The 17306-nt window shown below is 49.8% G+C and carries 18 protein-coding genes; 2 read left to right on the top strand and 16 right to left on the bottom strand.

Features of this window, described 5'->3' with window-relative positions; translation table 11 throughout:
• Positions 1-184: 184 nt before the first annotated feature.
• The 3 genes from Q0277_RS05305 to Q0277_RS05295 are packed head-to-tail and all read right to left on the bottom strand — an operon-like array spanning position 185 to position 1879.
• Positions 185-427, bottom strand: a complete 243-nt coding sequence (locus Q0277_RS05305) for a hypothetical protein (RefSeq protein ID WP_297996240.1) — start codon at positions 425-427, stop codon at positions 185-187.
• Entirely contained in the window at positions 417-1469 is a 1053-nt protein-coding gene (locus Q0277_RS05300) for a DHH family phosphoesterase (protein WP_297996238.1), read from the bottom strand. The genes Q0277_RS05305 and Q0277_RS05300 overlap by 11 nt, the downstream gene beginning before the upstream one ends.
• The gene (locus Q0277_RS05295; protein WP_177387765.1) at positions 1466-1879 is read right to left on the bottom strand and encodes an Rrf2 family transcriptional regulator; all 414 of its coding nucleotides are present in this window, start codon (positions 1877-1879) and stop codon (positions 1466-1468) included. The genes Q0277_RS05300 and Q0277_RS05295 overlap by 4 nt, the downstream gene beginning before the upstream one ends.
• 104 nt (positions 1880-1983) lie before the next feature.
• Between Q0277_RS05295 and rpsO the strand changes: the two genes are divergently transcribed.
• Complete coding sequence (gene rpsO, locus Q0277_RS05290) at positions 1984-2256, top strand: 30S ribosomal protein S15 (protein WP_005871877.1); 273 nt, start codon at positions 1984-1986, stop codon at positions 2254-2256.
• A 420-nt stretch (positions 2257-2676) separates the two neighbouring features.
• Here the strand turns inward: rpsO and cmoA are convergent, their stop codons facing one another.
• From cmoA to nadE, 13 genes are all read right to left on the bottom strand, one after another.
• Complete coding sequence (cmoA, locus tag Q0277_RS05285; RefSeq protein ID WP_297996236.1) at positions 2677-3381, bottom strand: carboxy-S-adenosyl-L-methionine synthase CmoA; 705 nt, start codon at positions 3379-3381, stop codon at positions 2677-2679.
• Positions 3382-4299: 918 nt separating this feature from the next.
• Entirely contained in the window at positions 4300-5700 is a 1401-nt protein-coding gene (locus tag Q0277_RS05280) for a riboflavin kinase (protein ID WP_297996234.1), read from the bottom strand.
• Positions 5700-6212 (bottom strand): lipocalin family protein, encoded by a 513-nt coding sequence (locus tag Q0277_RS05275; protein WP_297996232.1) that lies wholly within the window; start codon positions 6210-6212, stop codon positions 5700-5702. Before Q0277_RS05275 ends, Q0277_RS05280 begins: the two co-directional genes overlap by 1 nt.
• Positions 6202-7416 (bottom strand): SAM-dependent methyltransferase, encoded by a 1215-nt coding sequence (locus Q0277_RS05270; protein ID WP_297996230.1) that lies wholly within the window; start codon positions 7414-7416, stop codon positions 6202-6204. Before Q0277_RS05270 ends, Q0277_RS05275 begins: the two co-directional genes overlap by 11 nt.
• Positions 7413-7928, bottom strand: coding sequence for a hypothetical protein (locus tag Q0277_RS05265; protein WP_297996228.1), 516 nt, complete (start codon positions 7926-7928; stop codon positions 7413-7415). Before Q0277_RS05265 ends, Q0277_RS05270 begins: the two co-directional genes overlap by 4 nt.
• Complete coding sequence (gene ligA, locus Q0277_RS05260) at positions 7925-9931, bottom strand: NAD-dependent DNA ligase LigA (protein WP_297996226.1); 2007 nt, start codon at positions 9929-9931, stop codon at positions 7925-7927. Before ligA ends, Q0277_RS05265 begins: the two co-directional genes overlap by 4 nt.
• Positions 9928-10065, bottom strand: coding sequence for a hypothetical protein (locus Q0277_RS05255; protein ID WP_297996224.1), 138 nt, complete (start codon positions 10063-10065; stop codon positions 9928-9930). The genes ligA and Q0277_RS05255 overlap by 4 nt, the downstream gene beginning before the upstream one ends.
• The gene (gene kdsB, locus Q0277_RS05250; protein WP_297996222.1) at positions 10055-10777 is read right to left on the bottom strand and encodes a 3-deoxy-manno-octulosonate cytidylyltransferase; all 723 of its coding nucleotides are present in this window, start codon (positions 10775-10777) and stop codon (positions 10055-10057) included. Before kdsB ends, Q0277_RS05255 begins: the two co-directional genes overlap by 11 nt.
• Positions 10774-12351, bottom strand: a complete 1578-nt coding sequence (gene thrC / locus Q0277_RS05245) for a threonine synthase (RefSeq protein ID WP_297996220.1) — start codon at positions 12349-12351, stop codon at positions 10774-10776. The genes kdsB and thrC overlap by 4 nt, the downstream gene beginning before the upstream one ends.
• 121 nt (positions 12352-12472) lie before the next feature.
• Positions 12473-13330 (bottom strand): acetylglutamate kinase, encoded by an 858-nt coding sequence (gene argB / locus Q0277_RS05240; RefSeq protein WP_297996218.1) that lies wholly within the window; start codon positions 13328-13330, stop codon positions 12473-12475.
• An 18-nt stretch (positions 13331-13348) separates the two neighbouring features.
• Complete coding sequence (gene lpxK, locus Q0277_RS05235; RefSeq protein WP_297996216.1) at positions 13349-14368, bottom strand: tetraacyldisaccharide 4'-kinase; 1020 nt, start codon at positions 14366-14368, stop codon at positions 13349-13351.
• Positions 14361-15497: a DegT/DnrJ/EryC1/StrS aminotransferase family protein gene (locus Q0277_RS05230; protein ID WP_295151673.1), complete on the bottom strand. Its 1137-nt coding sequence runs from the start codon at positions 15495-15497 to the stop codon at positions 14361-14363. Before Q0277_RS05230 ends, lpxK begins: the two co-directional genes overlap by 8 nt.
• 10 nt (positions 15498-15507) lie before the next feature.
• Positions 15508-16311, bottom strand: coding sequence for an NAD(+) synthase (gene nadE / locus Q0277_RS05225; RefSeq protein ID WP_297996215.1), 804 nt, complete (start codon positions 16309-16311; stop codon positions 15508-15510).
• 95 nt (positions 16312-16406) lie between these two features.
• On the opposite strand from nadE, the gene Q0277_RS05220 reads away from it, so the two are divergent.
• Positions 16407-17006, top strand: coding sequence for an MBL fold metallo-hydrolase (locus Q0277_RS05220; RefSeq protein WP_297996213.1), 600 nt, complete (start codon positions 16407-16409; stop codon positions 17004-17006).
• Positions 17007-17306: the final 300 nt, after the last annotated feature.

The following is a 17306-nucleotide window of genomic DNA, read 5'->3' as shown; positions in this document are numbered from 1 at the left end:
AAATTTGAAAATTTTGAGCCTAAGTCCGCAAAATTCCATATTTTGCGTTTTTGAAATTCTATTTAGCAAAATTTTATCTCGCGGATCTCTCGCTCTATAAATTTTTGCGCTAAATGAAATTCTACTCCACAAGTTTACGCTTCGTAAAATTCTAACTCGCAGAATTTCGCTTAAAATTTCGCGCTTAGCCCTTATTTTCGAATAGCTCCGCGTGTTTGCTACGCAAAAACTCAACCACGGCTATCACCTCATCCGCGCCGCTAGTGTCCGAGTTCGCAAGCACCGTATCGATATTTTCGATATACAGCTGCGCCGCATCGGCGAGCCGCTCGCGCTTCACGCCCGCATAAAGCAGCATCGCGTCAAGCAGGATATTAATCTCGTAGATGAGGTCCTGCTCGGCGATTTTTTCGTCATTATTTTTCATCTTCTTCCTTTGAAATTTGAGTTTTTTTCTCGATTAGATCCACGATTTGCGCCTTTACGGCTTCGTACGAGCTCGCGTCTTTAAAGCCTGCAAACATCCCGCCGCTCGCGTTTACGTGTCCGCCGCCGCCGAGGAGTAGCTTTGCCATTTCGCTTACGTCGATCTTGCCGTCGGCGCGGAAGCTAAGCGTTTTTTTACTCGTTACGTCGATGAAAAAATCGACATCGGGGTTTTGCGTCAAAAAGTCGTTGCCGATGACGCTTACGTTGCCGATATTGTAGGTCAAAATGCCCTTTTTATCGAGGTAGCTGATCTCAAAGCGCTGCTTTTGCGCGCTTAGGCGGGCGACTACGAAATGCGAGACGAGGTTGCTTAGCGTATCGTCGCGCTCGCTTTTAAAAAATTCCTTCTTTATGCCGTGCAACGCGCTATCTAGCGCTATGTGCGCGTTTGGCTCGTCTTGAAATTTAAAAATTTTTTCTAACAGGAAAAAGATATAATTCCTGCTCTCCCGCTCAAACATGATCTTATTGATCTCTTTCGCGCCCGAGACCATGCCGAGGCAGACCTTGCCGAGCTCAAACTCGCTCTGCTCCTTCAGCCAGATGTCCACGGCGTTTACGACGCGCACGAGCTTATCCAGCCGCGTCTCGCCGCCGAACATCGCGCTGAAAAAATCATAGGTGATCTTCGTGGCGCAACGCGACGAGTCCAGAAAATACCACGGGAATTTTTTCGCGCACTCAAGTCCGCTTTGATGATGATCCAGAAGGATCACGCGGGCGTTGCGGCGCGCCAGTTCGCCGCTAAATTTCTCGCACTGCGCGGGTAGTAAATTTAGATCGGTGATTAAAACCAGGCTTTTCTCGTCTGCGTCTGCGGCAAGCCGCTCATCAATGCGCTCAAGGATGAGTTCAAATTTTTCGTTTATCTCCTTGCCGTAGTTGGCGTTGAAAAATTCCACGTCCGTCAAGTAGTGCGCCGCGATGAACTGCGCGCCGTAGCCGTCTAGATCGGTGTGGCTTAGGTGATATATTTTCATTTGCGTTCTTTGCCGATGATGTCTGCTAGCGTGATCGTATCCATATACTCATCGACTTTCTCTTGAAGCTCGCCAAACATTAGATTGACGCGGCATAGCGTGCGACCGTTCGGGCAGGCGTCGATCCCTTCGGCGGTGCAGTCAAATACCGTCGCCTTGCGTCTTTCGGCGCTTTTGATGATCTCGCTTAGCGTGATCTCGTCCGCATTGCGCGCGAGCACAAAGCCGCCCTTGGCGCCTTTGAAGGAATTTAGAAGCCCCGCACGAGCTAAATTTTGTAAAATTTTAGCCAAAAAGCTGCGTGAAATTCCAAGCTCGCTAGAGATCGAATCGACATCCATCGATTCCTCCTTGCCCGCGATACAGATCATTGAAAGCAGGGCGTATTCGCTTGCTTTTGTAAAAAGCATTTATTCTCTCCTTTGGTGTCAAAGCGTGCATTTTACACAAAGAAAGCAAAAATTTAGGTTAATTAAGTATAATCGCTTCCTATTTTACCGATCAGGAGGTCATCATGGCTTTAGACACGGCTCAAAAGGCACAGATAGTTGCGAAATTCGCTAGAAGAGAGAAAGATACAGGTTCTGCAGAGGTGCAAATCGCGCTTCTTACCGAGAGGATCACGCTTCTTACCACTCATTTGCAAGCAAATCCGAAAGATTTTTCATCTCGCTTAGGACTACTAAAGCTAGTAGGTCAGCGCAAAAGAATGATGAAATATCTCAAAAACAAAGACTACGCAGTTTACTCCAAGCTCGTTAGCGAGTTAAATTTAAGAGATAAATAAGCTCCTTTGCTCGCGGCGGCGTTTATTTCGCCCCGCGATTTATACACGGCGTCCGTCAAACGGCGGACGCTTTTTTTATGCCTGGAATTTTAGACAGCCAAACTTTTTCAATCTTTGAATTTTTTGAGAATTTTGTAAAATTTATGAATTCTGCTTGGGCTATGAAATTTTAAAATTTCATAGAAATTTCAATGGTTCGCGTCTGCTACGGAATGTTGAAATTACGAGCGGCGATAAATTTTATCTGCGCCGTCTTGCATACAGCCAGAATTATACATTCGCGTTATTTGTATCAAAATTTAATTGTCAAATTCCAAAAATTTGGATAAGCTTTACTATGCCGCCAAAAATAGGGCGGCTCGTAGAATTCCGTTTTTTGGAATTTTTTAAAAATAATTTTGCTTCTTGCAATTTGAACTTTTATTTAAACGCCGCAAAGCTCATAAAATTCGCCCATTTAAAGATGCTCTCGACGCGCTTAAAGCCCGCGCTTAGCGCCAAGGCGCGGTTTTCCGCCTCAGTGTAGGGCACAAGCACGTTTTCAAGCGCCTCGCGTTTTTGCGCGATCTCGTAGCGCGAATAGCCCTGCGCGCGCTTGTAATCCTCGTAAATTTCGATCATCTGACGCGCGAGCGCAGGCTCTTCGTAGATAATCTTTTCGCTAAAGATCAAAACCCCGCCCTCGCGCAATCCGTCGTAAATTTTGCTCACGAGCGCGGCTCGGCGCGGCGGTCTGATGAACTGCAGGGTGTAGTTTAAAATCACGGCGTCGCAGTCTTCGAGGCTCGCATCCAGCACGTCCGATACGCCAAGCTCGAGCTTCGCGCCGAATGCTGCCGCCTTGGCGCGGGCGTTTTGTATCATCGCCTCCGAGCTGTCGATGCCGCACAACCGCAGATCGGGACGCAGCGCAAACAGCGCCAGCAGCGCGGTCGCAGTCGAGCAGCCAAGATCGATCACGCGCGCCTTTTGCGGCAGTATACGTGCTAAAAGCTCGCTGCTAAGCCGCGTGCTAGCCTCATAAAACGGCACGCTGCGCCCGATCATATCATCAAAAACCGACGCGACGCTGGCGTCAAACTCAAACTGTTTTTTGATAGGCTCTTTAAAAATTTCGTCTTTCATCCGTTTCCTTTTAGTTTTGCTATTCGCGCAGCACTCGATTTATACTTCCTACGCATGCTAAGCGTAGAATTCTCACGTCGTGCTTTCTGCATTTATGCGACACTCTATTTGCGATCGCTACGCATGGAATTTTTGCGCTTAGTTTGCCTCGCGCGAAGCATACCTAAATTTATAAACGCAGCATGGGCGCTTTTGATGCAAGCGAGCTGCATCTCAGTTTGTGCCCACTTCTAGCCCAGATACGCTCGATGCATGATTAAATTTCACGTCTTGCTTGACAGACTCTAAAATTCCGCGCCGTGCAAATACATCTTTAAAATTCTACGCCGTATTTTTGCAGCATTAATTTTACGTCGCCAAATCTCACGCTGCCAAAACAGCTCCTTTAAATTCTTTAATTACGAACTTAAACTAAAAGCATAGCCAAAGCTATATTGGTAGAATTTCGCGCCCATTTTGCGATTTTACGCGCCGTAAAATGGAACCCCCTTAACAAAATCCCGCGTTTAGCTAGGCGTATAATTTAGCCGCTTGGCTCTTGCTCGGAAGCTCAGCCCTGCCGAATTTTAAAGCTTTGCAGCACAACTAAGATTTTTTATCGTTCTCAATTCTCGGCGCAGCTTGCACTTGCCTCACCTTGCATGAAGCCTAGGCCCAAGGTGCGTTAAAGCCATGTAGGCGGCACGCCGTTAAAATTTAACGACTTTTTATCGGCTTGCGCGCCGCTTTTGTGTACACTTCCCATATGGCATCGCAGACGCAGACGGTGCACCAAGCATCCTCGGAGGCAGGCACACGACTTTTATACGGGACGACGCAGACGGCTCATTTAATGCGTCGTAGATGCAAAACGCGGGCAGACGCATCAAATCAAGCGCACAGCCCGCAAATTTCATCTTTAAGCTTACAAGCCGTAGATTAAAATTTACGGCTTCGTAGTACCGCCTCCGCCTCTGAAACGTCTTTTAAAATTTGCTCTTTAAGCTGCGCTAGATCGCTAAATTTGCGATTTTCACGTAGGAACTTTATAAATTTCACGCAAGCAAATTTCGCGCCGCTGTTTTTGTCCGCAGCCTCTAAAATTTTATTTTCGGCGTCCAAGCTATCGCTCGCCGCAAAATTTTGTGTAGAAATTTCTACTGAATTACACGTCGAAATTTCATCTAAATTTTGCGCAAAATGTGCGGCTTGTCCCCCGCAGCACGGCGCGCGATCTTGTGCGGAATTTAAACCCGCCTCAAAGCCCGCAAAGTCCCTTAAAATGTGCGTTTCAAGCGCAAAAGCTCCGTCGGTGCTGAGCCTGTGCCCCAAGAAGCTCACGCTTGCAAATTCCTTGCTTCCGGCGCGCACCATGGTCGCATATACGCCGCTTTTTGGCATAAAATAGCCGCTGGCATCAAGATTTAGCGTCGCTACGAACTCCCGCGCCCCGCGCCCCTGACCGCGCACGATCCGCCCGCAGATCTCGTAATCTCGCCCCAAAAGTTCCGCCGCTTCTTCGCACCGTCCGCGCGATAAAAGCTCTTTGATCCTGCTTGAATGCACGCCGCCGCCGCTTAAGCAAAACTCCCCTACGACGCAGGTTTGCCCGCTAAATTCGCGCCGCAAAAACTCCGCACCCCACGCTCTGTCGCGCCCGAACCGAAAATCCTCACCGACGACAATTTTTTGTAAATTTATGAAATTCTGCCTTAAAAGTGCGATAAATTCGCCTCCGCTAAGGCTTTTGATAGCGCGTAGATCGCAATAAAAAATCTTTTTGTCCGTAAAAGCCTGCCGCGACGCAAAAGGGGTGAGCTTCGTGCCACCACCTGCTAGGATTACGATTATTGCGCCGTGCTCGCCTAGGTGCTCAAATAATTTTTGATGTCCAAGGTGCATGCCGTCGAAGTTACCGATCGCTACGGCGTGCACATTATCGCGGTTTGCGCCTTGTAGCGTTGCGAAAATCTCGCCACGTGTGAACTGCTCGCTTATGCGCGCACGCAGCACTTCCGCACAAGCAGGAAGCGTGCCTTGAGCTTGCACGTCTACGTCATTGCTGCAAGTGTCGTTATAAGCCGTTTTACTGCCAAAAGTCGTTTCATTGCTGCAAGAGGTGTCGGTGTCTGCTTCATCTGCGCGGTGCGCATCGCCGGCTTTGTTTTCACTCAACTCTTGCCTTGGGCGTTTGATATTTTGAGATGAATTTTCTCCATTGCTTGTGAAATTCTGTTCCGTAAAATTTTTCAAGCTGGAATTCTGCGCTACAAAATTTTGCTCTTTAAAATTCCGCAATGAAGCCTCTGTATGGTCTTTACATGATTTTTGATTAGCCATTATTGCTGCTTCGTCCAGACGATTTTTTTGGTGTCGTAACCGCTATGCTTCGCCTTTTTTAGATATAGGATGCGGATCGGCTCGGGCAGGGTTTTGGTGCGCGAGAGAATGTAAAGCTCACTCGTATCGGCGCCGAAGATCAGGGCGTAGCGATAGTCGCCGTCCACCTGCGCCACGCGGTAGAGGGAGTCGGAAATCAGACCTTTTTGATAGAGCAGACCTACGTTTTTATCGCCCGCAAACTCCAACACGTGCTGCTCGTTTTCGATTTTACCTGAGCTTGTTTTGGCGGTTTTTAAAAGATTGATCGTGGAGTTTTTATCGATAAAGCACTCGTACGCGGTGTTTTGCAGCTCGCCGCCGCCCTTCATACGGGCGATCTCATACCAGCCGCCGCTAAATTTAGCTATGTCGAAGTTTTTTACGATCGGCGCTTTGGGGTTTAAGCTTTTAGCGCATGAGCCCAAAAATAGCGCGCAAAACGCCAATATAATTAAGTTTTTAAATTTCATCGTTCATCCTTTTTAGAAGATAGAAAAATTCCCTATTTCCCTCTTTACCCGTGATTTTGCAGGCGCTAGCGTGCAGCACAGCAAGCCCCAGCTCGGCGCATAGCCGCTCAAATTTTGCTCGCGCGGCACGCACCGCTTTTTCGTCCTTAAGCACGCCTTTTTTATTTCGCTTGATCTCCACGCCCACCTCAAATTGCGGCTTAAATAGCACGATGAGAGCGCTTTTTGCAAGGCGCGCGAGGCTTTCTAGGATCAAATTTAGCGAGATGAAGCTCACGTCGCAGGTAATTAGATCAAATTTTTTCTCACTTTCAAACTCCCTGATGTCGGTGTTTTCGCGTACGATCACGCGAGGATCGCGCCGCAAAATTTCGCTTAGTTGAGAGCTGCCAACATCAAGCGCGGTTACGATCTTTGTACCGCGCTGCAATAAAATCTGCACGAATCCGCCCGTGCTGCTGCCCACGTCCAAAACATCGACTCCCGCTAAATTTAAAATATCTTTTTGCGAGGGCTTTGTTTGTGCTAGCTTCGCGCTGCCTTCACTGCAGCGCGCGCCCGCCTTGCCGCCCGATTTGGAGGCTTCTGCCGCATTTGAAATCTCTGCCGTCTCGGCGCCTGCGTTCGCTTGCAAAAGCCCTGCCGTCTCGGCGCCTGTGCTCATCTGTAAAAATTCCACCGTGTGCTTGCCTGTACCGGTTTGTAAAAGCTTCGCCGCCTCGGCGCTAGTTTTTACGTTGCGGATCGCCTTGGTATTTGTTTCTGCGATCTTTGCCGCCGTCGCGCTTAGAATTTCGGTCGTCTCGTCCGCGCCTAAAATTTTATCCGTAGCCGCAAAATCTGCGCTTGAAATTTGCGTCGTTACCTCACCCGCTCTTTGCGTCGCTGTCGATTTATTATCTGCGCTCTTTGCGCCGCTGCATGGCTTTGAAATTTCTGCCGCCGAGTTAGGCAAATTTACGCTGCAGCTTGCCAAAAGCCCGTTTTCGGCAAGCTCGTCCAAAAAGCCTGCAAGCTTGAGCGCGCCCCTGCTTACGTAAATTTGATCAATCGCGCTGATTTCGCCGCTCTGCTCGGGCGCGATCTGCGCGGAGGGTCTGTTTTGCACGGCGCCACGCAGCAAAATTTTATCCTGTTTTATCAGCGCGGCGGCCTGATTTCTGCTGATTTTAAGCGTGTTTGCGACGAGCAGATCAAATCTCATTTTGTCTTTTCTCCGCGCCGCGATGAAATTTTAAAGCTTGCGCGGCTTTTGCGCGGCTTTGGGTTTAAAATTCTATCGCACAAAGCAAAGTCGCGCGTAGCAGTGCCGCAAGGCTCAAACTTTAGCCTGCGCCGCGCCGTAAATTTAACCATACCGCGCATTGTAAATTTTAGCTCGCCGTGCGTTGTAAATTTTATCTTGCCGCTAGCGAAAATTTTAAAATTTTTCCTATCGGCGCAGTGTTTGAGCGGCGCAAAATTTGAGATATTCTTGCTTGCAGCCGTATCTATCGGCATCGTGCGCGCCGTTTTAGCGCCGCTGCAGGTATAGCTCGTACGTCTCGTAGAAACCGCCTCTCGATTTGTCGCTTTTGCCGCTTGCTCGTGCGCTACAAAATTTTTAAAATTCTCGCGTTTCGTAAAACACGCAAGCGCCGCAGGGCGGAGATTGCTTTTAAAATTTAATCCTGCGCCGTCTGAGTGCGGGTTCGACACCCAACAAAATACCTTCACTCGCCGCTCCCCGCGAGCGCTTCAGGCTCGCTCTTGTCGGGTGAATTTGCGCCGGGCGTCGCTGGGCTCGCAAGCGTTTCAAACTCGCTCTCGTCGATCACCCGCACGCCGAGTGAGTGAGCTTTTTGCAGCTTGGAGCCGGCGTCCTCTCCCGCAAGCACGAAGTCGGTCTTAGCAGATACCGAGCCCTGCACCTTCGCGCCCATCGCCAAAAGCCTGGTCTTAAACTCGTCGCGCGGACGGCTGAGCGTGCCGGTGATAACGACGCTGCGGTCCGTGAAAGCGCTTTTGGTAGTCTGTATCTCGGGCGGGCGCGGGTTGATGATTTCGCTTAAATTTAGAATTTTTTCGCGATTTATCTTGCAAAACTCCGCTAGGCTCCTTGCCATCGCCTCTCCAAAGCCCTCCAGGCGCAAAATTTCATCCTCGCTCGCATCCAGCCAATCCTGCCCAAACGCCGCGGCTATCTTGCGCGCGGCCACCTCGCCGATGTGCTCGATCCCCAAAGAAGCGATGAAGCGCTCAAGTGGCGCATTTTTGCTTGCATTTATCGCGCCCAAAAGGTTTGAAATTTTTTTATCCGCGAAGCCCTCAAGATCCGCCAAATCCTGCGCGCCGAGGGCGTAAATGTCGCCAATCTTTGAAATTTTGCCGCTTTCAAAAAGCTGCGTGATCGTCGCGTCGCTTAAGCCTTCGATATTCATGCATTTTTTAGAGCAGAAATAGATCAGCGAGCCTATCACTCGCGCCTTGCAATCGAGGTTTTGACACTTTATGAGCGCGCCTTCGTCAAGCAGCCTCTCGCCACAAACCGGGCAGTGATCCGGGCGCGAAATTTCGCTCTGCGTGCCGTCTCTGCGCTGTTTGTAAACGCTCGTGATCTTCGGGATCACGTCGCCGCTGCGGATGATGCCCACGAAGTCGTTTTTCATCAGCCCCAGCCGCGCGATCTCGTCGAAATTATGAAGCGTCGCGTTTGAAACGTTCGCGCCGTCGATGTTTACGCTATCTACGACGGCTACGGGGGTTACCGCGCCGGTGCGGCCGACCTGCAGATTGATCTCGCGCAGCCGCGTTACCTTTTCGACCGCGGGGAATTTATACGCGACCATAAAGCGCGGAAATTTCACCGTATAGCCCATCTGTGCGCACTTTGAAAGCTCATTTACTCGGATTACCATGCCGTCAAGCATCAGATCTTTGCTCGCGCGCAGCATGTGCAGCGCCTCGTATGCGCTCCTGATCTCGCTTACATCCGAGCAGATACGGCAAAACTCGTCGCGCAAAAAGCCGAGACTGCGCACGAACTCCATTATCTGCGAGTGCAGCGCAAAGCTTAACGAATGCTCGCCCACCCCCCACGGGATAAATTTTAGCTTCCGCTTCGCTACGATCGCGCTATCCAGCTGGCGCAGGCTGCCTGCGGCGGCGTTGCGCGGGTTTGAAAACAGGCTCTCGCCGTTTGCGGCGCGCTCATCGTTTAGCGCGTCAAAATCGCTCTTTGCGATCAGCGTCTCGCCGCGGATCTCGATCCTTCCCGCGTAGGGGATCTGAAGCGGCACCGATTTGATAGCTCTTGCGTTTTGCGTCACGTCCTCGCCTATAAGCCCGTCGCCGCGCGTCGCCGCGCTTATCAGCACGCCGCCTTCGTAGGTCAAATTTAAGCTCGCGCCGTCAAATTTCGGCTCGACGTAAAACTGCGCGCCGCCCTTTTCGCCGCGAGCTAGCCACGCCAAAAGGTCCGCGTCGCCAAAAATATCCTCCATCGACCACATCTGCGCGCCGTGAGCGAGCTTGGAAAAGCCCTCGCTGATCGCGCCTCCGATGCGCCGTGTAGGCGAGTACGGCAGCGCCAGCGCGGGGTTTTGCTCCTCGAATTTCTCCACTTGCGAATAAAGCTCGTCGTACTCCTCGTCGCTCGCGATCGGCTTATCGTCGGTGTAATATGCCCGCGCCCACGCATTTAGCGTATCTACCGTGGATCTGTATTCATCGTAGTTCATCTTGCGCTCGCATCTTTAAATTTTAAAATTCCGCGCTCCACTAAAATTTTACGTCGCATTAGAATTTTACGCTCCGCGGCTAGTCTCTCCACTCCAAACATTGCGCCATATAACGAGTAAATTTTAAATTCCATTGCCGAACTCCTTTAGCGCGCGCTCGTAATCAGCCGGCGTATCGATGCCGATGCTTGCGGTTTCGATCCCAAGCATCGCGATCTTCTCGCCCGCGCTTATGGCGCGAAGTTGCTCGAGTTTTTCGGTATCTTCCAGCGCTGAGGCGGGCAGGGCGCAAAACCGCTTTAAATTCCGCACGCTGTATGCGTAGATGCCGATGTGTCCGAGGTAGCATTCGCATGCCGCGCGCGGGTAGGGGATGAGCGAGCGCGAAAAATAGATCGCAAAGCCAGCGTTATCAAGCACTAGCTTGACTAAATTCGGATCCTCTGCCGCCTGAGGGCTTATATATTTGTAGCAGCTTGCCATAAATGCGCCCTTTTGTGCGATCATGGCGTGGGCGAAATCTTTAAATTTAATCAAATTTTCGCTCTCGAAAAAGGGCTCGTCGGCTTGGATATTGATGATGATCTCGTTCTCCGCAAGCGCCGCGTTTGCGACCGCTTCATTGATCCGATCGGTGCCACTTTGATGTTCGCGCGCAGTGAGAACGGCGTCAAAGCCGTAATCTTGTGCGATCTTTAAAATTTGCGGTTCATCCACGGCGATTAGCACGCGGTCTGCCTTGGCGGCATTTTGAGCCGTTTTGATAAACATCGGCACGCCGTCAAACTCACATAAAATTTTATTTTTAAAGCGCGTCGAAGCAAGGCGCGCGGGGATTACTATCATTTTTTGATCCACTCCATTATGGCGTTTTTGATCTCACTTTGCTCCACGACGCTAGAATGCACCTGCGGCGCGCTAAAAAGGCGCGAGATCTGCGGCGGAATGTCGCTGCGAAATTCCTTCGAAAGCGCGATCATATCGGCTCGCTCGTCCTCGCAAGCTCTACCTTTAATCGCGCCGATCATCGACGGCGTAAATTTGATCCACTTCGCGGTCGAGATGACGAGATTTAGGCGGCTTTCGTCAAGCAGCTTAAAGCAGGTCGCCGTGTGCGGATCGATCAGCACGCCGTGGCTGCTCTCTTGCTTGATAAATTTAGCGCACTGCGCATCGTCGCAAAAATTCGCCTCGAAAACCTCGCGCAGCTTCGCAAGCTCGCTTGCGCTAAGCTTATAAAATTTATCTCGCGCCAGGCTTTGCATCAGCTCGCTCGTGCGCGCATCGCCGAACATATCGCTAAGCAGCCGCTCGACGTTGGAGCTAACTAAAATATCCATCGCAGGGCTGATCGTGCGTATGAGCTCGCGCCCGCGTAGATCGTAGATGCCGCGCGTAAAAAGCTCGGTCAGAATATTGTTCGCGTTTGAAGCGATCTTGATTTTGCCGATCTTTGCGCCCATTTTTTTGGCGAAATACGCTCCTAGCGCGTTGCCGAAATTTCCGCTTGGCACTATGACGTCGAAGGTGTTAAATTTAGAACCCTGTTTTACGCTCTGCGCGCTGTTTGCGCCCACTGCCGCGCCAAAATTTTTGCTGCCCGAGGCGTTTAAATTTTTACCGCACGCCGGGCACTGATCGCTTTGCTTTAAATTTTGCTCGGGGCTCAATACGCCGTGTTTTGAGAAATAGATACTAGCATAGAGGTAGTAGATGATCTGAAATAAAATTCTGCCGAAATTTACCGAGTTTGCGGCGCTTAGATTTAAATTTGCGCGCGCGAGCTCGTTTTTGAAATCCTCGTCTGCCAGCAGCGATTTTAGCGCGCGCTGCGTATCGTCGAAGTTGCCGCGCACGCCTAAAATTTTAAGATTTGCCGCGCTTTGTTTGACCATCTGCTGGCGCTGTATCTCGCTCGTGCCGCCCTGCGGATAGAGGCAGACCGCTTTAATATTCTCGTCGTTCGCAAATGCCTCCAGCGTCGCAGGCCCCGTGTCGCCGCTCGTGGCGCACATTATTAAAAATTTTTCATTTCTAGCTTTTGCGATGCTTTTTAAAAGCGCGCCGAAGGGCTGTAGCGCCATATCCTTAAATGCAAGCGTCGGGCCGTGGTAAAGCTCTAAAATATAGGCGTTTTCGCTTAGTTTTTTGATCTGGGCGGGGCAGGCCGGGTTTTCAAATTTATCGTAGCGCTTTAGCGCGCTCTCAAAGACCTCGCTGCTTACGTCAAAATCGAAGCTCTTGATGATTTTAAGCGCGATCTGTTTGTAGCTCAGATCCTCGCACTGCTTAAAAAAATCCTCGCTCAAAAGCGGCAGCCGCTCTGGGCTGAAAAGCCCGCCGCCGCGCGCGCTCGGATTTAGCAGCGCGTAGCTAAGATCCGCTTTTTGCGAAAAATCTCTCGTTGAAACCAGTTTCATCTTTTTCCTTTTTAAAATTTTAAAATTTACGCCCGCCTAGGCGCTTTAAATTTGATCGCTTAGGCTGCTTGCGCGGACTTGCGGCATTGCCGCTTTAAACCTGCCGCCTCCGCGCTCGCGCCTAAATTTCTTCCTTTATCAAACTTCCTATGCCGCCGTCCGTGAAAAGCTCAAGCAGGATCGAGTGCGGAATTTTGCCGTTGATGATATGCGCGGCATTTGCGCCGTTTCGCACGCATTGCAGGCACGCATCGACCTTTGGGATCATGCCGCCTGCGATCGTGCCGTCATTTTTAAGCTTCGAAATGAGCGCGGCATCGAGTTTGCTGATTAAATTTCCCTCTTTATCAAGCACGCCGTCAATGTCGCTTAAAAATATCGCCTTGCTCGCTTTTAGCGCGGCTGCGATCCTGCTGGCGCAGAGATCGGCGTTGATATTAAAGCTCACGTTTTCGTCCGTCTCGCCGCCCGCAAGCGGGGCGATTACCGGCAGATAGTCCTTTTGCAGTAGGTCATTTATCAGCTTGGTATTTACCTCGGTGATCTCGCCTACGAAGCCGTATTTTTTCTCATCTAGGAATTTTGCCCTCAAAAGCCCGCCGTCCTTGCCGCTGATGCCGATCGCTGGCGCGCCGTTTTGGTTCAAAAGCGCCGTGATCTCTTTATTTACCGCGCCGCTTAGCACCATCTCGGTGATTTCGATCGCATCTTTACTCGTTATGCGAAGTCCATCGCGAAACTCGCTCTGCACGCCGATCTTATCCAGGGTCTGATTGATCTTTTTGCCGCCGCCGTGCACGACGATGATCTTGATGCCGACCATATGCAAAAGCACGATGTCGCGGGCAAAATCAAGCTTGAGCGCATCGTCTGTTTGCGCTGCGCCGCCGTATTTGACGACGAAAATTTTATCTCTAAATTTACGGATATAGGGTAGCGCGGAAATGATTACTTCGGCGGTTTTGCTCTTTTTTATCATAAAATTCCTTTAAAAAACTTATTTTATCATAGCTTGGTTTATGTAGTTTTGAATTTTTCGGATAAAGTTTTCGCTTAGCTTTAAATTTAGCAAAATCACCGAAATTTTCGCGCCCAAATCCCTTAATTTCACGTAATCTTTCGCCGTGCAAAGGATATGCTCCGCGCCCTCGCGCCTTAGCAGCTCTAAAATCTGCTCTTTTTTGAAATCATAATGATCGGGGAAAAATGCGTGGGCTTTTGCGAGCGGCAAAAACTCTTGTAAGCGCCAAGGTTTGGCGATGGCGCTGATTAAGATCGTGCGGGATTTTTCAAAACCAGCCTCTTTAGAATTTAAAATTTTATCCGCAGCGGGGTTTAAATTTGAAATTTCATCCGCGCCGTTTAGCCCCTCTTGCAGATCCGCCGCCGAAACGATCTTAAAGCCCTGCGAAATGTCGCTCGGCGCGGGTATGAAATCTGCAAATTTATAAAAAAACGGCGGGTAGCGATATGCGGCTAAGGGCAGGCAAAAGCGCAGCTTCGGTGCGCTTTGCGGGCGCAGCAAGATATCAAATTTAGAGATATTAAATTTAGAAAATCCGTCGTCCAAGATCACCAGCTCAAAGCCGAGAGTTTGCGCGCGCAAAATCCCTGCGGCGCGATCTTCGCTAACGATTACGTTTGCGCCGCGCAGAAACAGCGCGTATTCCATTGCCTCATCTCCGCTTTGCCGCACGTCGCAAAGTACCCGTCCGCCGAGCGCTACTTCGAGCAAGCCTCTGCTTTTGCGTCCGTATCCGCGAAGGATGATGCAGGTTTTGAGCTCCCCGTTAAATTCTTTAAAAAGCGCCCGCACTAGCGGGGTTTTGCCGCTTCCGCCGAGGGTTAAATTTCCGACGCTGATTATTGGAATTTTAAGTTTTTGCGGCTTAGCAAAGAGCCTTTTTAGGCAGACGATAAGCGTATAAAGCAGCGATAACGGCGCTAAAATCACTCCGAGCGCAAGCCATGCGGGGCTCGGGTCGTATAAGTTTCGCTCGATTAGGAGTTTAAACACGATTTTGCGCTATCTCTTTGATCTGCTCGCAAATGTAGCTCACATCGTCGTCGCTAAGCGCCGTATAGATCGGCAGGGATAAAATTTGCTGATAGTTTTTAAGCGCATTCGGGAAATCATTGACCTTGTAATTATATTTGCTTTTATAGTAGCTTAGCAGATGCACCGGCACGTAGTGCAGCGAGACGCTTACTCCGCGCGCGATCAGCGCCTTGGCAAAATCGTCGCGGTTTTTGTCGATCTTTACGATGAACTGAGTATAGATATGCTCCTCGCTGTCGCTTGGAAGCGTCACGTGAGGGCAGTTCGCGAGCTGCTCGCGATACGCTGCAGCGATCTGCTTGCGGCGCTTTATAAAGGCGTCGGTTTTTTCAAACTGGGCGATGGCGTAGGCGGAATTTATGGCGTTAAGATCGTATTTTTGACCGATGCGATCGACGTCGTAGGTAAAGGACATATTGCCGTCTTTGTAAAAGGCATCTCCCACAATGCCGCCGTTTCTTAAAATTTGTGCGGCGTTTGCGATCTCATCGTCGTTCGTGACGAAAAAGCCCGCCGTAGAGATCGCGTCTTGCGCTTGAGGATTGATCTGAAAGCACGATATGAGCGAGCTTTTAAGCGCTCCAATTTTTGCGCCCTTATAGGTAGCGCCCATAGCTCGGCACGCATCGTCGATGAGGATGATATTTTCGCTTTTGGCGACCTCGCTGATGGCGTCTATATCCGCAGCAAGTCCCGCGATGTGCGAGATGAAAGCGCATTTTAGCTTCTTGTGGCGGTTTTGATCTATCGTGCGAGCAAGGCTTTCGCTCGTGATATTAAAGCTTATCGGATCGATATCTACGAAAACGGGCTCGGCGTCGAAGTGGCGGATCACTTCGGCAACGTTGGGGAAGGAATTTACGGAGCATAAAATTTTATCTCCGCGCTTAATATCCATTGCACAAAGCGCCAGATGCAGCGCCGTCGTGCCGCTCGTGGTCGATACGGCATGCTTTACGCCGAAATATTTACAAATATCCTCTTCAAAAATTTCGCTATATCTTATATCGCTGTTGTAGAGGGCGCTTTTAATTAAGTCTTCCTCTTTTTTATCGATTTGAGCCTTATAAAACGGTATCTCTTTCATAAATCTCTCCTTAGTGTGCGGGCTCTATGCGAGCGACCGCGGGCGCGCGAAGCTTAAAATTATTTTTAAGAATTCTACGGACGATAAATTTCACCAGCTCTTGATTGTGGCGCGAGTTTTTCAGATATTTCAGATCGTCCGCGCCGATCTGCTCGCCCGAGCGAATTTTGGCCCTTAGATTAGGCCGCGAAAAAATATCTCTTAGCACGCTATCTAAAATCTCGTAGCTGTATCCAAGCTCACGTTCGTCGCTTTGATTTTCCCATAGATCGGCGCTTGGGGCTTTTTTAATGATCGCATCGTCTATGCATAAAATTTTTGCAAATTTAAACAGATCGGTTTTAAAAATTTCTCCGATCGGATTAAACGCGCATGCCAGATCGCCGTAGATCGTGCCGTAGCCGAGCATCCGCTCGCTAAGATTGCTCGTGCCTACGACTACGCCGCGTTTTTGCGCGCTGTAATCATAAAGTAAGCTCATTCTCACGCGCGCGGCGAAATTTCCGATGCGAAGAGCGCTTGCACCGGGATTTAAAGCGGTAAAATTTTCTACAAATGGCGCGATCTCTTGGATTTCGTAGGGGATATTAAAGGATTCGCAGTGAAAGATCGCGTCGGCCATATTTTCTAAATTTGAACCCGCACTAGGTAGGATAAGCCCGTAAGTGGGGATCTCGGTAAGCGCACAAAGCGCAGAAACCACGGCGCTGTCAAGCCCACCGCTGATACCCACTACAAAGGCGTCCGCGCCCGTTTCATCGAGTCTCTCCGATAAAAAATCGGTCAGTTGCGGCAGCAAATCGTCCAAAAACATAATATTTAGCCTTAAAATTTTACGTTAAATTGCGCGAATTTTAACTATTTTTGGCTAAATTACGGCTTTAATTTAAGCTTAAAAGGAGGATTTAAATGCAAATTTTAAAAAAAGCTTTCGGTGAATACGTGACGAACTGTTACATTCTAAAGGGCGAGCGGGGCGATCTAGTGATCGATCCGGGCGAGGGCAGTTTTGATTGGGTGATGCAAAATACGGGAAAGATCGCGGCGGTTTTGAATACGCACGGGCATTTCGATCATGTTTACGACGATGCGAAGCTGCAAAGGGCGGGCGCTAAAATTTATATCCATGAAAGCGACGCCTTTATGCTGCAGACCGATCCCTTTGGGACGATGCCAGAATCCATAGAAGCGGACGTGCTCATAAAAGGGCAGGAGCAAAGCCTTGAAATAGCGGGCTTTAACGTTAAATTTAGCCTCTTTGCAGGACACACGCCGGGCAGCTGTATGATTGAAGTGGACGGCGTGATCTTTAGCGGCGACGTCATATTCAAAGGCTCTATCGGCAGGTGGGATTTTCCCTTTTCAAGCGGCGAGCAGATCAGAGAGTCTTTGCATAAAATTTTACAGATAAAGGGCGATTTTACGCTCTATCCGGGGCACGGCCCAAACACGAGCCTAGCGGCCGAGAGGCAAAATTTAAAATATTTTTTGCAACTTTTTGAGCGCTGATCGTTTAAATTTAACTGCGTTTCGCCGCACAATAAGCTGTGTGAAGCTGTGTGAAGCGGTGTGAAGCGGTGTGAAGCTGCTCGGCGCCGAAAAATTTATACCGCTTTGCTTGCAGGCGTCAAAATTTACCGCTTTATTTGCCGCTGCGAGCGTTGAATTCTGCGCTACGTTCGCACGATGCGCGCATTGGCGTGCGCTGCGCAGATAAAATTTTAAAATTTACCGCCGCTTGATTAAATTTAGCAAAATTTCGCGCTGCGCGTGCAAGACACAAAACGTTACGCGTGCGGGAGGAGGCGA

Origin of the sequence: uncultured Campylobacter sp. (genome assembly GCF_938030815.1) — a bacterium.
Taxonomy (GTDB): Bacteria; Campylobacterota; Campylobacteria; order Campylobacterales; family Campylobacteraceae; genus Campylobacter_B.
Note: the sequence above shows the minus strand (reverse complement) of the source record. Positions and strands in the feature narration are given on the sequence as shown.